Origin of the sequence: Haliscomenobacter sp. (genome assembly GCF_033763495.1) — a bacterium.
Classification (GTDB): Bacteria; Bacteroidota; Bacteroidia; order Chitinophagales; family Saprospiraceae; genus Haliscomenobacter.
Window position 1 is genome coordinate 27,497 of record NZ_JANRKL010000223.1, and the last position, 17,906, is coordinate 45,402.

15 protein-coding genes are annotated in these 17,906 nt (G+C 48.2%); 10 read left to right on the forward strand and 5 right to left on the reverse strand.

Annotation, left to right across the window (positions count from 1 at the left end):
* Positions 1-7: 7 nt before the first annotated feature.
* Both SFV55_RS26310 and SFV55_RS26315 read left to right on the forward strand, forming a co-directional pair.
* Entirely contained in the window at positions 8-304 is a 297-nt protein-coding gene (locus SFV55_RS26310; protein WP_320032567.1) for a BrnT family toxin, read from the forward strand.
* A complete protein-coding gene (locus SFV55_RS26315) occupies positions 294-716 on the forward strand; it encodes a hypothetical protein (RefSeq protein WP_320032568.1) in 423 nt (140 codons plus the stop codon). The genes SFV55_RS26310 and SFV55_RS26315 overlap by 11 nt, the downstream gene beginning before the upstream one ends.
* 221 nt (positions 717-937) lie before the next feature.
* Here the strand turns inward: SFV55_RS26315 and SFV55_RS26320 are convergent, their stop codons facing one another.
* The 4 genes from SFV55_RS26320 to SFV55_RS26335 all read right to left on the reverse strand — a co-directional run bounded on the left by SFV55_RS26320 (position 938) and on the right by SFV55_RS26335 (position 5,135).
* Entirely contained in the window at positions 938-1,927 is a 990-nt protein-coding gene (locus SFV55_RS26320; protein ID WP_320032569.1) for a MoxR family ATPase, read from the reverse strand.
* A gap of 4 nt (positions 1,928-1,931) precedes the next feature.
* The gene (locus SFV55_RS26325) at positions 1,932-2,996 is read right to left on the reverse strand and encodes a hypothetical protein (RefSeq protein ID WP_320032570.1); all 1,065 of its coding nucleotides are present in this window, start codon (positions 2,994-2,996) and stop codon (positions 1,932-1,934) included.
* 129 nt (positions 2,997-3,125) lie between these two features.
* The gene (locus tag SFV55_RS26330) at positions 3,126-3,818 is read right to left on the reverse strand and encodes an OmpA family protein (protein WP_320032571.1); all 693 of its coding nucleotides are present in this window, start codon (positions 3,816-3,818) and stop codon (positions 3,126-3,128) included.
* 135 nt (positions 3,819-3,953) lie between these two features.
* Positions 3,954-5,135, reverse strand: coding sequence for a Pycsar system effector family protein (locus SFV55_RS26335; RefSeq protein WP_320032572.1), 1,182 nt, complete (start codon positions 5,133-5,135; stop codon positions 3,954-3,956).
* Positions 5,136-5,354: 219 nt separating this feature from the next.
* On the opposite strand from SFV55_RS26335, the gene SFV55_RS26340 reads away from it, so the two are divergent.
* The 7 genes from SFV55_RS26340 (at position 5,355) to SFV55_RS26370 (ending at position 13,896) form a co-directional block, all read left to right on the forward strand.
* Entirely contained in the window at positions 5,355-6,281 is a 927-nt protein-coding gene (locus SFV55_RS26340) for a bestrophin family protein (RefSeq protein WP_320032573.1), read from the forward strand.
* 62 nt (positions 6,282-6,343) lie between these two features.
* Entirely contained in the window at positions 6,344-7,441 is a 1,098-nt protein-coding gene (locus tag SFV55_RS26345; protein WP_320032574.1) for a TlpA disulfide reductase family protein, read from the forward strand.
* A 200-nt stretch (positions 7,442-7,641) separates the two neighbouring features.
* The gene (locus SFV55_RS26350) at positions 7,642-8,163 is read left to right on the forward strand and encodes a gluconate 2-dehydrogenase subunit 3 family protein (protein ID WP_320032575.1); all 522 of its coding nucleotides are present in this window, start codon (positions 7,642-7,644) and stop codon (positions 8,161-8,163) included.
* 173 nt (positions 8,164-8,336) lie between these two features.
* Positions 8,337-10,055, forward strand: a complete 1,719-nt coding sequence (locus tag SFV55_RS26355) for a GMC family oxidoreductase (protein WP_320032576.1) — start codon at positions 8,337-8,339, stop codon at positions 10,053-10,055.
* 116 nt (positions 10,056-10,171) lie between these two features.
* Entirely contained in the window at positions 10,172-10,780 is a 609-nt protein-coding gene (locus SFV55_RS26360) for a gluconate 2-dehydrogenase subunit 3 family protein (RefSeq protein WP_320032577.1), read from the forward strand.
* A gap of 165 nt (positions 10,781-10,945) precedes the next feature.
* Positions 10,946-12,664, forward strand: a complete 1,719-nt coding sequence (locus SFV55_RS26365) for a GMC family oxidoreductase (RefSeq protein ID WP_320032578.1) — start codon at positions 10,946-10,948, stop codon at positions 12,662-12,664.
* 338 nt (positions 12,665-13,002) lie between these two features.
* Positions 13,003-13,896: a YwqG family protein gene (locus SFV55_RS26370; protein WP_320032579.1), complete on the forward strand. Its 894-nt coding sequence runs from the start codon at positions 13,003-13,005 to the stop codon at positions 13,894-13,896.
* Between the two features lie 405 nt (positions 13,897-14,301).
* On the opposite strand, the gene SFV55_RS26375 is transcribed toward SFV55_RS26370, so the two are convergent.
* Positions 14,302-16,818 carry a DNA translocase FtsK gene (locus SFV55_RS26375; protein WP_320032580.1) on the reverse strand — a complete coding sequence of 839 codons (2,517 nt, stop codon included), beginning with the start codon at positions 16,816-16,818 and terminating at the stop codon, positions 14,302-14,304.
* A 155-nt stretch (positions 16,819-16,973) separates the two neighbouring features.
* On the opposite strand from SFV55_RS26375, the gene SFV55_RS26380 reads away from it, so the two are divergent.
* A complete protein-coding gene (locus SFV55_RS26380) occupies positions 16,974-17,711 on the forward strand; it encodes a helix-turn-helix transcriptional regulator (RefSeq protein ID WP_320032581.1) in 738 nt (245 codons plus the stop codon).
* The last annotated feature ends 195 nt before the right edge of the window (positions 17,712-17,906 follow it).

Sequence of the window (17,906 nt, forward strand, 5' to 3'; positions counted from 1 at the left end):
CAACCGTATGCCAACCTTTGAATGGGATCCAGAAAAAAATAAAAAGAACCTGTCGAAGCACAACGTTGACTTCCGTGAAGCACAAGAAATCTATGATGACAAAAATGCCATTGAAAAACTTGGAACTTTTCGAGATGAACCCCGCATTATAAGAATAGGCAAAACGACAGCAAAGTTCATCTTGGTTGTTGTTTACACCATGCGGGATGTGGTAGTGAGGTTAATTTCTGCACGGCAAGCGAGCAAAGAAGAAAGAAATGCTTATCTTGAGAATAGTTTTAAACAACAAAAAGATGAAAACTGAGCAAGCCTTGGCAATGATCAAGAATGGGGAAAGTTTAAAAGGCGTTGTACTTGAAGACCTATATGCTGTTCAAGTGAGTGCTCGTGACGCTTTATCCCTGGCACGTTCTGGCATTGTTGTTCCTGAGCAAAATGTATTTTATGACGATGCCGACATTTCGTATGACGAAGAGATAGATGAGGTAGAATGGTCAAATGAATACCTCAACCTTTCTTGGGAGGAAAAAGCCAAATTATTCAGCAAGCCCAACAAAGAAGGAGCCGAAAACAACTTAAAACCAGTGACCCTGGAAATAACTACCAACGATTTGGAGGTGGATAGCTGGTTGCGTGAGAATCGGGAAAGGCTAAGTGAAGTGATCAAGCCCATTGTCAAAAGTTTATTTGAAGCAGAGAAGAGGATCAAAGTATAAATGAGCTTAACACCAGCAAACAACATTACAAAGCATGTGTAATGTCTACCATGTTTTCCACCTTAACTTTTTAGGCCTGTCGATTACCCATAAAACCTCTAAATTAGGTTGATGGTTGATATAGGGCGTTTCGCCGTAGTTTCAGCCCACCCTGCTGTCCCTGAAGGGCAGGGCCAATCAGTTCTGTTTAAGATTCAGGAGAGCAACCCTGATTAAGCTCCTCACACCCAATCGACAAAACCCTCATTCATCCATTTCCGAATCGCATTCAAATCCTCGCGGGTTTTAACCAATAAAGACAAATTGCGCAACAAAAGCGGCTGCAAGTCTTTTAAATCAGCCGTAGGTACATTCATGGGCATACCCATCATGTTGAGCCAGGCAATCAGTTCAGCGGTGGCGGGTGGTTTGCGTACGGCCACTTCGCGTACCTTGTAGAAGTATTCGATGAGTTTGTTCAGTACTTTTTCCTGTTGTGGACTAATGGTTTCGTCCAACCCCAGTTGGGTTTTGGCGATGGCAAACAATTGTTCGGCAGGTGGAAAAGGAATGTGGTAAAACACACAACGCCGCAGGAAGGCATCGGGCAGGTTTTTTTCCGAATTACTGGTCATGATCACGACGATGCGTTGACTATCGTGGTGCCTGAATTCCCGGTTGTCGAGTTCCTTGATGCGAAAATCGAGGTTTTCAATCTCGTTCAGGATGTCGTTGGGGAAGTCGCGGGGCGCCTTGTCGATTTCATCAATCAACACCACCGTACTTCGGGGGCCATCCACCACCAGGCTACCCAACAAATGCCCGTGTTCATCGGGGTTGGGGTAACTCAGGGCAATGGCTTTACCCAGGGCTTGCAGCTCGATGAAGTCTCCGGTTTTGGCCAGTGCCGCACCATCTTCCCGTTTGATATTGGCCGATTGAAAGTGTCCAAGGGCATCGTAGGTATAAAACAGGTCGCGTGCTGCCGAGGTCGTTTTGGTATAAAAACTCAAAGGCTCCGCCAGAAACTGCACACCAGCTGATTTATCCTGGGCCAAATCATAGGCTACTTTGTAGGCCAATTTGGTTTTTCCGGTACCGGGCTCCCCCGTCAACAAAAGGGGCTGCCCAAGGGCAATGGCCAATTCCACAGCATACTGCAAACCTTCGTCCAGTACATATTGGCTGGGGTGAAAGGGTTTGCGGCGGTAATCTTGGATTTTGAGTTTCATATGCTCAACTTAACGAATCGTTATACTTTTTAATCAATTCCTGCAAAGCCTCCTGTACATCAATCATGTAATGCTCCGAACCCGGGAAACGCTCTTGCAGGATCTTTTTGCGCTCGCGTGGGTCGGGTTCAATTTTTTTGTATTTGCCCAGCCAGCGGTCAATGTCAGCAAGGGCAACCTTATTGAGTTCAGGCAAGGCCTGAATCTTGGGGTTATCGTCTACTTTGTCGCGTACATCGTTGGCCAGATCGGCGTCTTCCTCTTCAAATTCCACCGAAAAGAAAAACAACAACCGCGGTTGATTGGGCGTAAGTGGAGAGCTGCAAAACTCCTCCATAAACCAACGGGCTGCCTCCGGCGTATGATCGGAATACCAGGAATATTTGTCGATGTTGATGTACACACAAACGTAGTCATTGCCGCCCAGGTCGCGCAGTTGTGGGCTGGCTTGCAGGATATCACTCAATCGACGGCTCAGTAGCGGGCCCAATTGATTGGGTTGGAGTGCAAAAGCAGCAAAAAGTCCTTTGAGCAATTCCGTTTTGTAATCTTCGAGGGGTTCATAACCTTCAAAAGTAATCTCGATGGCTTTGACCTTGCAGGCGCTGGCCAGGCTGGCGTTGAGGTAATCGAGGCTGCGGCCCTCCAGATCCAGTACAATGCGCCGAAACATCCCGGCGTGCAAATGCAAGTCGCCGCCGTAGAGGTAAAAAAACTGCACTCTTGCTTCTGGTTTGCCTTGTAATTGGGCGTTGATGGCCTGGGTTTGCGGGCTGCGGTCACAGGTATAGCTGTGGTGCAGGTGCAACAAGTTGGACTGGCTTTGGTTGTTGAGCAAGTCCAACAGGGAATCCTGAATTTGATTGAATTCCAGGTTGTAGGCATCCTGGCTAAGGATACCCTTGGCTTTGCTGATTTCCAGCCTACTGTAACGGGATTGTAAAGCGGTGGCGGTTTTGAATAGTTCTACATCGGCATTGTCTACCCCTTGAACCCACTCCGCGAGTGCTTTCTCCAGCTCGGCCTCGGCGAGCAGTTTGCGGATTTTTTCTTGTTGGGCTTGGGTCATAAAGATGGTAATGCATGATACTGTATCGTAAAACTACTATTTTTTAAGATTTAATGTACGGTAAATTTGGTGAAAAACGAGTGAGGAAGCCCTCTGTTTAAAGGCTTCCTCAGCATTTTTTTACATTTTTTACTTATTCTTCGCATCTGCCTTCGCCGATTCCACCAAGGCTTTGCTGGCTACGATGGCAATCTCCACGCGACGGTTTTGCTCCCGGCCAGAGGCAGTATTATTGGAAGCAACGGGTTTTTGTTCGCCAAAACCTTTGGTGGTTACCCGCTTGGCGGTTATGCCATTTTGCTGCAAAAAGCGCGAAACCGAAGCGGCCCGATTTTCTGACAATTTTTGGTTGTATTCATCACTACCCGTAGCATCGGTATGGCCCATGACGATGATTTCGGTTTTGTCGTATTCCTTCATCGTTTCAGCCATTTTGTCCAAATTGGCTTTTGTGGAAGCCTTGAGGGCATACGAGTCTACATCGAACATGATGCCGGAGTCAAAAGTGACCAGGATCGATTCTCCAACCCGCTCTACCTCCGCGCTTTTCCCTAGATCTTGCTTCAATTTTTTGGCGTGTTTGTCCATGTAGCTGCCAATGATAGCACCGGCAATCCCACCGACAGTGGCTCCAATAAGTATACCTTTGGCATTGTCGTCACCGTCGGCAATCAATACCCCGACGAGGGCGCCAGCGGCTGCTCCAATGGCTGTGCCCTGAGCGGTACGGTTGCAGGAAAAAGAATGGAGAAGGAGTAAGGCCAGCAAAAAAATAGGCCCTGCTTTGCGTAATGTGGTTAAAAACATGAGCTTGATCTGCATGGTGTTGTTCATTTGGTTTATTAAAATCCTTTTTATGACGAAAAAATAAGCCGAAGCGACATTTTTTTTCGCGACTTAATAAAACAATAACATTTTTACTCGTGCAGAAAAAAAATTTATTACCAGTTACGGGTCTTATCGTTGCAATTGAAAAATCAAGTATTCTAAACCTGCAACGCCCACAGAAGCCACCATACCGATCACAAAAATAATGTAGCAAATCCGCAATTGGCGATACTTGCGGCCCAGGGATTTGCCCAGAAAAAACAAGTCGCGCATGATCGAGTCTTCCAGATTTTCTTCTTTGGAGGTCACTTCCTGAATGCCCAACTTGTAATCAGCATAAGTCATGCTGTAAAAATTACCAAAGAAAAATAGATTGGAGCGGCCAGCCTTGATGTTGGCCATGTCGGTGAAGCCGGTCATTTTCATGGGAACCGTAGCCAGGGTAGCAAATACCATGGAGGACAAACAAGTGCCCAAAATCATGATGAAAGGGATGATGTACTCCGGATGTTGGCGCAACTGACTCACCAAAACGGGCAGAGCAATGGTGATAATCCCGGCATTTACCGTAAGCATGATGTTTGCTTTGTTGTCGGCCAGATTGCTCAGATCCATGTGGTTGCGCAGGGCGGTTTTGAACATCATTTGTGAGCTGCGGCTTTCTACAATTGACACCCTGCTTGCTTCAGGATTTGGGTTCCCCCCCGATTTACGCCCTTCTTTCAACCATTTTTTCAACTTTTTGCGGTTCAGTTCTTTCATCGCCACAAACATCATTTTGGCGGCGGGGGTATAATATTCGTGGTTTTTGACAAAATCGAGGTTCAGTTGGTACCAATCCTTGTCTTCATCCCAACGGCCCAGCACATCCCGCCATTCCATACGCAAGTTGTCCAATTGCTCGCTGTAATTATCGCTGCCCAGATGGCCATAATCAGCATCCCGCACAATTTCCTGCAACAGCCCCTGGGGACGTGCACCCGGATTGGTCACTGCAATACAAGCTTCAACGGTCTTGATTTTCTCCTCCGGATAGCCCTGGGTCCGCAAGAACTCAGCTCCAATACGGGCGCTGGCGGGTTCATGGTTGTGGTATACCTCGGTAATGCCCACATCGTGCAACAAACAAGCCAGTTCAACCAGCTCCAGTTCCTCTGGAGTGGTTCCACTCAAGGAGGCAATCTGCACCGCAGAATTGCGCACGGAAAGGGTATGCTGAAGGTTGTGGTAACAAATCTTCGGATCCAATTTGTTGGACAGCAATTCGGTGACAAATTGTTCTGTAGCTATTATGATTGCACTTTTGGCCATGGATGTTGCAGACTTTTCCCGACAAGATAAAGATTTAATGATGAATGATGAATAGTGAATGTCTAGATATGTTTGGTGTGGGGTAAATGGATGACAAAATTGGGTCATCGGGGCTTTTTTTTAGACGAGCGGTCGTTTTTTGAAACCTTTTAAACCACTCTTTCGTATAAGCAGCTCAACAATGTCCCCTGTTTTTTACACCTGGAGAATTGTCATACTATGGAAAACACCAGCCTAAAAAGTGATTACGCCTTGTCGGCCCCACTGAACGTAAACCGCCCCAATCCGTGGTTTTCTTTTTTATTCCGCTTCAATCCGCAGGATACGGTGCGCAAACTATTCCCCCTGATTTTGCTCATCAGTGCTTATTCTGCGCTGATTGCCTATCTGGAAATAGAGGTTTGGCAACTCAGCGAAAACAGCCATGTGCGCAATATTTCCGTGATGCACTCCCTGCTGGGGTTTGTGATCTCGTTCCTGCTGGTTTTTCGCACCAACACTGCTTATGAACGTTGGTGGGATGGCCGCCGCTTGTGGAGTCAGCAAGTGCAACACAGTCGAAATCTGGCCATCAAACTAACCGCCATGCTTCCGCTCGATGCGCCCGAACGGAAGTACTTTCGCATTTTGATCCCAGCCTATGCGGTGGTTTTGCTGCGGCACCTCAATAAAAAAGCACCCGAACAAATGGATGATTTGGATAACCTTCCACAGGACATCAAAACGCAATTGGATTTCAAAAAACACGTCCCGAACCAATACATTAGCCTGATGCACCAATATTTGCAGGGAATGTTTCGCGAAGGGCGCCTGCAGTGGGGCCAGGTCCTTTTTGTCAATGCGGAACTGCAAGCTTTTACAGAAATTTGTGCCAGCTGTGAGCGCATCCGCTATACCCCCATTCCTCGTTCCTACAGCGGCTTTCTCAAGAAGTTCATCTTTTTTTACATCATGACCCTTCCCTTTGGGTATGTGTTCAACCTGGGTTACCTCATTGTGCCCATTGTAGCTTTTGTATTCTATGTACTGGCCAGTTTGGAATTGATCGCCGAAGAGATTGAAGATCCCTTTGGTGGTGACGACAATGATTTGCCACTTTCCCGGATTGTACAAGGGATTAAAAACCAGGTGGAGGAGGTGATGTAAAAAGTTGTGCATCGCAGCAACTTTTTGTATTCTGTAGTCATCTTTGCTTTCAAACGTAAGTTATGAAAGCTGTTTTTTCCTTTTTTGTGATGCTGGTTTGTACTTTTTCTCCTTTTTCCCCGGAGGCTGAAAAAGGGTTTACATTGAATGGGAACTTAAGTGGTTTTGCGGATGGCACCAAGCTTTATCTGGAGGACGTGACTTCAGGCATGGGGCAAATGATGGATTCAACCCAAGTAAAAAACGACCAATTCCAGTTCAAAGGGCAATTGCCTGAAGGTGCGCGCAAAGTATGGGTGCGCACCAAAGATTTCAGTGACTACAAATCCTTTTGGTTAGAAAACTCGGTCATTCAATTTCAGGCACAAAAAGGGAAATTTCGCCAGGCGGAGATCAAGGGCTCTGCTACTCATTCAAGCGAATCCCAACTGTACGCCAGCCTCTCCCCTTACGACCAAAAAATCGATAGCCTGGAAACCTTGCGGCAAAAAGATACCTCAAAAGTGCAGCGCAATTTGCTCAAACAACAAATCAAACAGATGGAAGAACAAAAAAAGCAGCACGTTGTCGCATTCATTCAAAACAACCCCAATTCCATTCTCAGCATTTACCAAATGAATACTTGGGCAACTACCTGGGGACGAGAGTTGAGCGCAAAACTGTATGCTCCACTTTCTCCTATGCTCAAAAACAGCCCTTATGGTCAAAATGTAGGGGCGTACATCGCTTTAAACCAGGACATCAAAATAGGTGGCCCTTTTGTTGATTTTAACCAGGAAAACCTACAAGGAAAAACAGTCAAACTTTCGGATTACAAGGGCAAAGTGGTATTGCTCGATTTTTGGGCAGCCTGGTGCGGCCCATGCCGGGAAGATAATCCTAAACTGGTAGCGACTTACCAGGAATTTCATGAAAAGGGTTTTGAAGTGCTTGGCGTTTCACTCGACACGCGCAAAGAACACCTGGAGGAGGCCGTGATCAAGGATAAACTCCCTTGGGTAAATGTTAGCGATTACAATGGTGACAAAAACCGTGCTGCACTCACTTATGGTGTTTCAGGCATTCCGGACAATTTTTTGATCGATAAAAATGGCAACATTGTTGCCCGAGGTCTAAGAGGCGAAAAGCTCCGGGAAAAGTTGAAAGAACTCCTGCCCTAAAATTGGCGAATTGTAGCCTTATCCGATCATTTGTTCGTTTTTGCTCACACCCGCCATAAAATCACTTTTGCAAAAGGCAAAAAGAAAAAGAATGTTACTTTAGTGCTGCAAAAGGGTAGCCCTCACTTTGATCGTCTTAGAATAGTTGGCTTCCCAATTTGTTTAAGTCTATTTCGACAAAACACTAAGGTTACATCATCATGAACCGCAGACAAATCGTCAAGGGCATGGCCGCCACCGTAGGGGGCATGCTGGTACTGCCGGCCTGGGCCAGTGCCTGGAATTCGGAATCCTTGCAGGGGTTTCAAAGCAATTTTGTTGGCCCGGAAGAGGCACTATTGGCAGAGATCGTAGAAGCCATCATTCCAGAAACCGACACACCAGGTGCAAAAAAACTGGAAGTCCATCGCTTCATCGATAAAATGTTGGCGGATTGTTTTGACCAAAAAAGCCGCGACCTTTTTAGCAAAGGTTTAAAAAGCGTGGAAACCATGGCCAGCCAATCCTATGGAAAATCCTACCTGGCCTGTACTCCCAAACAAAAACTGGAAGTCATCACCACCCTATCCAAGGCCTCCGATGCCGACGACCAGGGCTTCGTCCGTTTGGCCAAAAACCTGACCATTCGGGGTTATCTCAGCTCAGAGTACGTAATGACCAAACTAACCGGGTACGAAATGGCACCTGGTCGGTATCATGGCTGTGTGCCGGTAAAAGCATAGTTTTTTAGTTGAGAAGTTGAGGAGTTGATAAGTTGAGGCTACCGCACGAATGGGTGTGGGTGTGATGTGTGCGTGTGAAAGTGTGCATGTTGCTGCGGTAGCCTCAACTTCTCAACTCCTCAACTCCTCAACTCCTCAACGCCTCAACTCCTCAACTTTCAAACCACTCAACAATGTCAAATCTCAATATATCCGCCATCAAAAGCCGCACTTACGATGCCATCGTCATCGGTTCGGGCATTAGCGGCGGCTGGGCAGCCAAAGAATTAACTGGAAAGGGGCTAAAAACCCTGGTTTTGGAGCGCGGCCGCGAGGTCAAACATGTAGTTGACTACCCCACTGCTCAATTACACCCTTGGGAACTCCCCAATCGGGGCCAACTCAAAGCCGGAGTAGCCGAAGCCAATCCGGTGGTGAGTAAATGTTACGCCTTTGGCGAAGCCACTGAGCAGTTTTTTGTCAAAGATGCCGAGCATCCCTACATCCAGGAGAAACCATTTGATTGGATTCGGGGCTACCAAATGGGTGGTAAGTCCCTGCTTTGGGCCCGGCAAACCCAACGCTGGTCAGAGTTCGATTTTGAAGGCCCTGCCCGCGATGGTTTCGCGGTGGATTGGCCGATTCGCTACACCGACATTGCGCCCTGGTACAGCTACGTAGAAAAATTTGCGGGCATCAGTGGCAACCGCGATGGTTTGCCTCAATTGCCCGACGGCGAGTTTTTGCCCCCTCACGAAATGAACTGTGTGGAGCAGCACTTCAGCCAAGCGATGGCCAAGGAATACGGCGGTGGGCGGCCCATGATCATTGGTCGTTGTGCCCACATCACTCAGCCCCAACCCATCCACCTGGAACAAGGCCGCAGCAAGTGTGCCCACCGCACCTTGTGCGAGCGGGGCTGCCCGCTGGGGGGCTATTTCAGCAGCAATGCTTCCACTTTGCCCTGGGCGGCCAAAACCGGAAAAATGACCTTCCGCCCGGATTCGGTGGTGCATTCCATCATTTACGACGAGAAAAAACAAAAGGCGACGGGTGTACGCATCATCGACAGCAACACCAAGCAGGTGGAGGAATATTACGCCAAAATCATTTTTGTGAATGCGGCGGCCCTGAATACCAACTTGATCCTGCTGAATTCTACCTCCAATCGGTTCCCCAATGGCTTGGGTAACGACAATGGTTTGCTGGGCAAATACATCGCGTTTCACAACTACCGCGCCACAATCAATGCAACGTATGAAGGTTACCTGGACAAAACTACGGATGGCCGCCGGCCTAACTCGGGTTACATCCCGCGTTTCCGCAACCTCCAGAAGCAGGAAACCGACTTCTTGCGGGGCTACGCCTCAGGTTTTGGCGCCAACCGTGGCCAACGGGAAGACCGCAATGGCTGGGGCGAAGAGCTCAAAACAGGTATTCTCAAACCCAAATTGGACGAGTTCTGGTCCGTCGGCTCCCATATGATGGGCGAAACCATCCCGAAGGAAAGCAACTACGTGGCGCTAGACAAGGACCAACGCGACCCCTGGGGCATTCCACAGTTGCGCATTTCGGTGGACTACGACGACAACGACGTCAAAATGACCAAAGACTTCTTTGAACAACTCACTGAAATGTACACCAAGGCTGGGTTCAAAAACATCCGTACCTACGACTCAAACCGCACTCCTGGTTTGGACATTCACGAAATGGGTGGCGTTCGGATGGGCAAAGATCCCAAAACCTCCTTGCTCAACGCCTGGAATCAACTACACCAGTGCAAAAACGTGTTTGTGACCGATGGGGCCTGTATGACTTCTACCGCTACCCAAAATCCATCGCTGACTTATATGGCCCTGACGGCCAGAGCGGCGGATTACGCGGTGAAGGAGATGAAGAAGAAGAATTTGTAATGGTTGAGGAAGTTGAGAGGGTTGAGGAGTTGAGCACCCGGCCGCTGAGCGTAGTCGAAGCGCCGGGTGCTCAACTCCTCAACCTCTCTCAACTCCCTCAACCCCAAACTATAATCATGCAAAGACGAGAAGCATTAGCCAAAGTAAGTCTCCTGCTCGGAGGCGCTCTCTCCGGCCCCACGCTAATGGCCCTGGGGCGCTTGGGCAACCCTGCGGCTGCGGCTACGCTGCGCGACAAACTCAATTTGTCGGCCCAACAAAAACAAATCATTGCTGAAGTGGCCGAAATGATCATTCCCCGCACGGATACAGTTGGGGCCAAGGATGTAGGTGTACCGGCTTTCATCGAAATGATGATCAACGATTGTTACTACACCCCCGAGCACCGCAGTTTTATGGCCGGGGTGACGGAATTGGAAGGCCTGAAATTCCTACAAATGAGCGCCGCCCAAAAAACGGACACCCTCAAACAGATCGAGCAAAAGGCAAAAGAAGAAATGAAAGCCTACAATGCTCAAACCATCAAGTTTGGCGACAACCAAGACCTGGAATCCATGAACGCGGTCAAACTGGGTCTACCCTTCTGGCGCTTGATGAAGGAACTGACGCTGTTGGGCTACTACACCTCCGAAGGGGGCATGAAAGCATCATTCGAATACGTGCCTTCACCCGGCAAATTGGAACTCACCAAACTCAAACCGGGCCAAAAAACCATTGTCTATTAACCAAGGTCACCAAAAACCATTCAAAGCGCAGCAAGTATTTGCCCTCTGAACATAAGCCCTCGTCAACATCTAACTTTGTGCCCTTTGTGCCCTCCCTTGTGTCCTTTGTGCTGAAAAAATGCCGCTTTTGAACCCTCATCCATGACCTCCTCAATTCACATCGCAATGAATCAAAGCAACATAAACACCCAAAAAGCCAATAAATACGACGCCATCGTCATTGGCTCCGGGATGACCGGGGGAATCGCCGCCAAGGAGCTCACCCAGAAGGGGCTCAAAGTGCTCATGCTGGAGCGTGGCCGCGAAATCAAACACCCCGAAGATTACGATACGGCCAACAAAGCCCCCTGGGAGTTCGACCACCGCGGCAAGGTGCCCATCAACTCTGCCGAAGAATACTGGTCAAACAACCGCTTTGGCACCCTCGCCAACGAAGAATCAGGCCCTTTTTTCACCAATGACAAACAAAACCCTTTCATCGAAAAACGGCCTTTCGACTGGATTCGGGCTTACCATACCGGCGGCAAATCCATGCACTGGGGCCGCCAATCTTACCGTTGGGGCAAACACGATTTTGAGGCCAACGCAAAGGAGGGAGTTGGCATCGATTGGCCGATTCGTTACGAAGACATTGCGCCCTGGTACAGCTACATCGAAAAGTTTGTGGGCATCAGCGGCCAAAAGGAAGGTTGGGACATCATTCCCGACAGCGAATTCCTGCCACCCATGGCCATGCTGCCACCCGAAATCCACTTCAAGGATGCGGTGATGAAAAAGCTGAACCGCAAGGTAACCATTGGCCGGATTGCCAACCTCTCGCAGGCGCAACCCATCCATACCGCTCTGGGCCGCGCTTCCTGCCAGTACCGCAACAAATGCGTGCGGGGTTGCCCTCACGGTGGCTATTACAGCTCGATGGCCGGGGCCATTCCCGCTGCGGCGCAAACCAAACGCCTGACCATCCGGCACAACGCGATTGCGAAGTCCTTGATTTACGACGAAAAGAAACAAAAGGCTACGGGGGTACGGGTGATCGATCAGGTGGACAAAACGGTAACCGACTATTTTGCCAAAATCATCTTTGTCACGGCTGGTGCTATGAACTCAGCAGCCTTGATGCTCAATTCCAAATCCAGCCGCTTCCCCAATGGCTTCGGCAACGACAGCGACCAACTGGGCCGCAACGTGATGGACCATCACCTGGGCTCGGGTGCTACCGCCACCGTGGAGGGTTTTGAGGATGATTATTACTTTGGATCCCGGCCCACGGGGCTTTACATTCCACGCTTCCGCAACTGGGACGGCGACAACCGGAAAGACTACCTGCGAGGTTTTGGTTACCAGGGCGGGGCCAGCCGTAGTGGTTGGAACCGGGGAGTAGGTATGGATGGCTTTGGGGCTGAGTTCAAAAAAAGCCTCACCGAACCCGGCGGCTGGACCCTCGGTTTTGGCGGTTTCGGAGAAATCCTGCCCGACCCCAACAACCGCATCTACCTCGACCCAGAGAAAAAAGACCAATGGGGCATCCCGATGATCGTGTTCGACGCGGCCTTTAGCGAAAATGACCTGGCCATGCGCCGCGACATCATGGTGGCAGGTGCTGAAATGTTGGAAGCAGCAGGTTTCAAAAACATCAGCACTTACAACCGCGATACCCACATGGGCCTGGGTATCCACGAGATGGGTACGGCACGGATGGGCCACGATCCCAAAACCTCGGTGCTGAACAAGTACAACCAGGTGCATGCCTGCAAAAACGTGTTTGTGACCGATGGCGCGTGTATGGTGTCGGCTTCTTGTGTGAATCCTTCGCTGACGTATATGGCGATTACGGCGAGAGCGGCGGATTATGCGGTGGGGGAGTTGAAGAAAAGGAATTTGTAGGTAGAGTGGGTTGGCCTTCTTTGGGTGATGAGCACGGAGAAGGTCAGCAGATATAGGCTCAGCGCTTGGAATATGAGCTAGCCCTGAAAGGGCGACATCACTCCAAGAATGGGCCGTGCCCATTCTAAGCGGTACATCCTCTGATAAGTTAAGCAGCCCTGAAGGGGCGACATCATCCGGCGGATTATGCCGCCCCTTCAGGGCTCCCAGTATGGACAGGAGTGTATGGCGCATGGGGGCCGAAAGGGCGCTGCCCTTCCTTGGGGAGATGGCGCCCTTTCAGGGCTAGTCAGTAAGATAAGAGACAAGGAATTAATAAAAGTTCAAGATTTAATTGAATGACCGAACAAAAATTAATCGAAAAGCTGACCCATTTGGGTCTAGGCGCTTATTTTGAACAATTAAAGCCCCATCTTCGCAATGCAATCCATCTTGAGATAAGTGCGCAACAGGAAAGTGATATTCCAATTGGAGTGAGTAAAATTGGTGGACTGCCCGACTTGCCAGATACGCTGACTTGGCCGAGCGAAACGAGAACAAAAGCGAAAAGGCAATTCTTCTTCTTTGGCAAAAAGGTCAGTTCAGTCGAGGTAAGACCTCTTTCCTTCATCGCTCAGATCAATTTTGCTGAAATCAAAGGATTGGATACCGATGACTTGCTACCAAGTAGAGGCATAGCCTATTTTTTTTATTGTTCCGACCAAGACAGTTGGGGCTATGACCCTGCACAAAAGGACAAATTCCGGGTTTTGTTTTATGATGGAGATAGCTCAAATTTAAAGCGGATAAACTTTCCCCCCGACCTACCTGATTTTGGAAAATACAAACCTTGTCGAGTAGAAGCCAGCCAGGCAACAAGTTTACCATCCCTTGAACTCATACACAATATTTTTAAAGCCGAGAGAGACTTTCAATTTTACGAGCATTTCGAAGGACATGCTTTCATCAATAAAGTTCTAGGTCATGCCGATGTCATTCAAAATGAAATGGAATTGGAATGTGAATTGGTTAGCAATGGCCTGTATTGTGGCGATTCTTCTGGATACAATAGCCCATTGGCTAAAACCCTGGAACCCAACGCAAAAAACTGGCGTTTACTCTTGCAAATTGATAGCAATGATGAAGCAGAGATGATGTGGGGAGATTCAGGAAGACTCTATTTTTGGATAAAAACTGAAGATTTAAAGGCGCGAAGATTTGATCGGATGTGGATGATTTTGCAGTGTAACTAATTTAAAGTGTAGGCTCCACTTGCACAAAACCGTTGATACAATTTTATCATATTTATCTCCACATCCTTTCTGAAAAATTATCATACCAAGAATTAAGTTCTTCCAAATTTGTAGATAAATCCTTCCTCCTTATTCTCATAATCCTGAACCTTGCACCATGTCCACCCAGATTGATATCCCCCAAATACAAATGATTATCAAGGGGATTCCTCAATAAATAAAACTGTTTGAATGGTTCAAAATCCAGGATGATTTGTTCAAGATTAAATTACTCGACATCTCTTACGTCAAGCATTTGATAATGTGCATTATATGCGTAATAGCCAGCTTCAGGATGGCTTTCTAAAAACCGCCTAAACTCCTTTTCATCCACAAAAATGGTTCGCTTAATTTGCATGACGCGGCTTATTTCCGCGCCCGCAAGTCCGCCAAAAACCTTTCCAATTCCCCCTCATCAAAAAACAGCACCTCTCTGGCCTTGCTGCCTTCACTTGGTCCCACGATACCCATGGCTTCCAACTGATCCATAATCCGCCCTGCCCGGTTGTAGCCCAGTTTCAGGCGGCGTTGAATCATGGAAGTAGAGCCGTGTTGGCTTTGTACGATCAGGCGGGCAGAATCCTCAAACATTTCGTCCAGATCGGTGTATTTCAAGTCGCTTTGGCCTGGTGGCTCGTCGTCGCCGTAGTATTCAGGCAAGAAGTAAGGCTCAGGGTAACCCTGTTGTTTGGCAATAAAATCAATGGCTTCTTCCACTTCGGGCGTATCGATGAAGGCGCCTTGCAAGCGGATCATTTCACCACCTACGGAGAGCAACATGTCGCCGCGACCAATCAATTGTTCGGCGCCACCAGCGTCCAGGATGGTGCGGGAGTCTACTTTTGAAGTTACCTTGTATCCAATCCGCGCCGGGAAGTTCGCCTTGATCACCCCGGTGATGATGTTCACCGAAGGGCGTTGCGTGGCAATCACCAGGTGAATACCCACCGCGCGCGCCAGTTGCGCAAGACGGCCAATGGGCAATTCCACTTCCTTGCCCGCCGTCATGATCAGGTCGGCAAACTCGTCGATAACCAGTACGATAAAGGGCAAAAACTTGTGGCCTTTTTGTGGATTCAGGCGGCGTTGTACAAACTTGTCGTTGTATTCCCGGATGTTCCGCGCCGAAGCCTTTTTCAACAAATCATAACGGTTGTCCATCTCAATGCACAAGGAATTGAGGGTGTGGATCACCTTGGTGGTATCCGTAATGATGGGTTCATCCTGATTGGGCAAAAAGGCCAGGAAGTGGTTCTCCAGTTTGGCATAAGGGAACAATTCCACTTTTTTGGGGTCGATCAGCACCAGTTTGACTTGTGAAGGGTGCTTTTTGTACAACAAGGAAATCAAAATGGAGTTGATCCCTACCGACTTACCTTGCCCAGTGGCACCGGCCACCAGCAAGTGGGGCATTTTGGCCAGGTCAGCTACAAAAACTTCGTTGGAAATGGTTTTACCAAGGGCGATGGGTAAGTCCATTTTGGCCTTTTTGAACTTCTCGTGCATGAGTACCTCTTTCATCGAAACGATCTGTTTCTTTTTGTTGGGTACTTCAATCCCGATGGTGCCCTTGCCGGGAATCGGTGCAATGATGCGGATACCCAGGGCCGAAAGGCTCAGGGCAATATCGTCTTCCAGGTTTTTGATGCGTGAAATGCGCACCCCTGGTGCAGGAATGATTTCGTATAAAGTAACCGTTGGCCCAATGGTGGCGCGGATTTTGGTGATCTCGATTTTGTAGTGCAACAAGGTTTCAATGATCTGGTCCTTGTTTGCTTCCAGTTCTTCGCGGTCTATTTCTACTTTTTGATCTGAATAGTCATTGAGCAGGGCCAGTACGGGGTGCTCGTAAGAGGACAACTCGAGCGTAGGATCGTAGGGTTCACTGTGGTCCGGGTTTTCTTCCTGGGCCAGATCCAGTGGTTGCAGGTTCAGGTCTGGGGCGTTTTCCACAATAGGTTGGCGTTCCTGCGGCTCCGTAAAGCCCATTTCCAGTTCCAGGTCAGCGGGACTATTGGCTACAGGTGGTCGATTGGCTGCTTTGTTCAGGTCAAAAGCCAACTGGCCGCCTTTCAGGGCAGGAACTGGTGGCATTTCCACATCGGGAAGCGGCATATCTTCTTCCTCATCAAAATCTTCCGCTTCGTCTTGGCCTTCTGTTGTACCCGTATTGGTATTGACGCGTTTTTGGGCTTTTAGGCCAGGGCGCAACTTTGCTTGTGCTTCTTGCAGGTTGCCAGGTTTGGCCCGCCGAAACAATTTCCCCTGGATCAGGGCTTCAAAGTAAAAGTAAATTTCCTGCATGGCCTGCCCAAAGGACAACTGATCAAAATTGGGGTTAAACCGCCAAACGACCAAACTAAATGCAATGCTACCAAACAAAACAAGCTGACCTGCTGTACCCACAAAACGGTACAACCACTGATTGATGGTGTCTCCTAAAGCGCCACCCCAGGGAAAACCAAAGGTGCCAAACAAAAACTCAAAAATCACTGATAAAAAGACCATTAATATAACGGTGTAGCGAATTCGACTAGTGAATCGGTACAGAGAAATGCGCCGAATCAGGGCGGTGCCCATCAGGACAAGCAGGTACACCAACAAAAAAGAAGGTAAACCAAATAGGTAGTAAAAGAAAAAGTTGGATAAAATCGCACCCAGCCGTCCCAGCCAGTTGGCCATTTCGTAACGGCTGTCCAACAAACGCTCCCAGGAAAAGTGAAAAACCCGGTCCTGATCTATTTGCCAGGTGAACAGGTAGGAAGTAAACGCAATGAATAGGTAAAGGGCAAAAAACAACAATAGCACTCCCATCAACTTAGGGATGCGTTCATCTTCAGTGAACCGGAGTGAAAGTTGTCCTTTTTTCTTTTTTGCCGCCATAATGAATAACTGTTGTGTGCTGCCAAGCAGCGTAAACGCAAAAATAATCCTATTTCAACAAAAAAAAATGTCTTGCAAATATTTGTTGGTAACAATTTTTTGTTTACCTTGCGTACAATTCGGCACTATTATTTTTAGAATTTAAATCACACTCCATGATTCGTGAAGATCGTATATCGTTGAATGAGCGCTTCCGCAAGGTTTTTGACTTGCTGGTAGAACGTGGCGACATTCAACCCAACGACCGGAGTGGCAAAGGTATCGGCGACTTTGCCCTCAAAATCCTCGGCAATCGGGCTTATGGCCACATCATCCGGGCTTTCCTCAATCCTGATGACAAACGTTGCCTGGATTATCGTCATGCCCGAACATTATGCCGTGAATACGGAGTAAATGAATCTTACCTCATCGACGGGGTAGGTACTCCTTTTGGGTTCGATTTGCCAAAACCTTCCCCTTCTGATGAGGCAAACCTAAAGATAGGCAATATTTTGTTTACATCCGAGGAAGCTTTTGCAGGATCTACTGTAGGGAAGGATGGTTGGGCCGTTGAAGATATCGATTATTTCAATATTCCAGGCCTGGCTGGCGGTGGTTTGGTTGCTTTTCCCATCAAAGGAAACAGTATGGAACCCATCATTGCCAATGGCGATGTAGTGATCTGTCGCGAAATTCAAAGCATGAGTGAAGTGCGGGACAACAAGATTTACGCCGTGAAACACAATGGCAGCATCTGGGTCAAACACGTACAAAAAATCACCGATCGCAATGGCCGTGTGACTCGCCTGAAAATGATTTCTGCCAATCACCTCGAGCATGATCCATTCACTGAAGATGTGAACGAACATACTCGTTTATATCAAGTGATTCGTAAGATAAGTGAGCTGGATTAGCGAAAAGCGAAGAGCGAAAAACGAAAAGCACTCTCGAGGCCTTCATTTTTCGCTCTTAACCTCTTGATCCTAATATTTGTTTTTCGCTATTTGCTATTCGCTATTCGTTGTCTCGTTGCCTCATACAACACAACCCCCGCCGCTACCGATGCATTTAAAGAGTCGGTTTGTCCCAGTTGAGGGATAATGAATCGT

What these genes read in the sequence shown, in the direction of transcription:
- SFV55_RS26310 (WP_320032567.1), top strand. Translation starts at nt 8, where the DNA reads ATGCCAACCTTTGAATGGGATCCAGAAAAAAATAAAAAGAACCTGTCG.
- SFV55_RS26315 (WP_320032568.1), top strand. Translation starts at nt 294, where the DNA reads ATGAAAACTGAGCAAGCCTTGGCAATGATCAAGAATGGGGAAAGTTTA.
- SFV55_RS26320 (WP_320032569.1), bottom strand. Translation starts at nt 1,927, where the DNA reads ATGAAACTCAAAATCCAAGATTACCGCCGCAAACCCTTTCACCCCAGC.
- SFV55_RS26325 (WP_320032570.1), bottom strand. Translation starts at nt 2,996, where the DNA reads ATGACCCAAGCCCAACAAGAAAAAATCCGCAAACTGCTCGCCGAGGCC.
- SFV55_RS26330 (WP_320032571.1), bottom strand. Translation starts at nt 3,818, where the DNA reads ATGCAGATCAAGCTCATGTTTTTAACCACATTACGCAAAGCAGGGCCT.
- SFV55_RS26335 (WP_320032572.1), bottom strand. Translation starts at nt 5,135, where the DNA reads ATGGCCAAAAGTGCAATCATAATAGCTACAGAACAATTTGTCACCGAA.
- SFV55_RS26340 (WP_320032573.1), top strand. Translation starts at nt 5,355, where the DNA reads ATGGAAAACACCAGCCTAAAAAGTGATTACGCCTTGTCGGCCCCACTG.
- SFV55_RS26345 (WP_320032574.1), top strand. Translation starts at nt 6,344, where the DNA reads ATGAAAGCTGTTTTTTCCTTTTTTGTGATGCTGGTTTGTACTTTTTCT.
- SFV55_RS26350 (WP_320032575.1), top strand. Translation starts at nt 7,642, where the DNA reads ATGAACCGCAGACAAATCGTCAAGGGCATGGCCGCCACCGTAGGGGGC.
- SFV55_RS26355 (WP_320032576.1), top strand. Translation starts at nt 8,337, where the DNA reads ATGTCAAATCTCAATATATCCGCCATCAAAAGCCGCACTTACGATGCC.
- SFV55_RS26360 (WP_320032577.1), top strand. Translation starts at nt 10,172, where the DNA reads ATGCAAAGACGAGAAGCATTAGCCAAAGTAAGTCTCCTGCTCGGAGGC.
- SFV55_RS26365 (WP_320032578.1), top strand. Translation starts at nt 10,946, where the DNA reads ATGAATCAAAGCAACATAAACACCCAAAAAGCCAATAAATACGACGCC.
- SFV55_RS26370 (WP_320032579.1), top strand. Translation starts at nt 13,003, where the DNA reads ATGACCGAACAAAAATTAATCGAAAAGCTGACCCATTTGGGTCTAGGC.
- SFV55_RS26375 (WP_320032580.1), bottom strand. Translation starts at nt 16,818, where the DNA reads ATGGCGGCAAAAAAGAAAAAAGGACAACTTTCACTCCGGTTCACTGAA.
- SFV55_RS26380 (WP_320032581.1), top strand. Translation starts at nt 16,974, where the DNA reads ATGATTCGTGAAGATCGTATATCGTTGAATGAGCGCTTCCGCAAGGTT.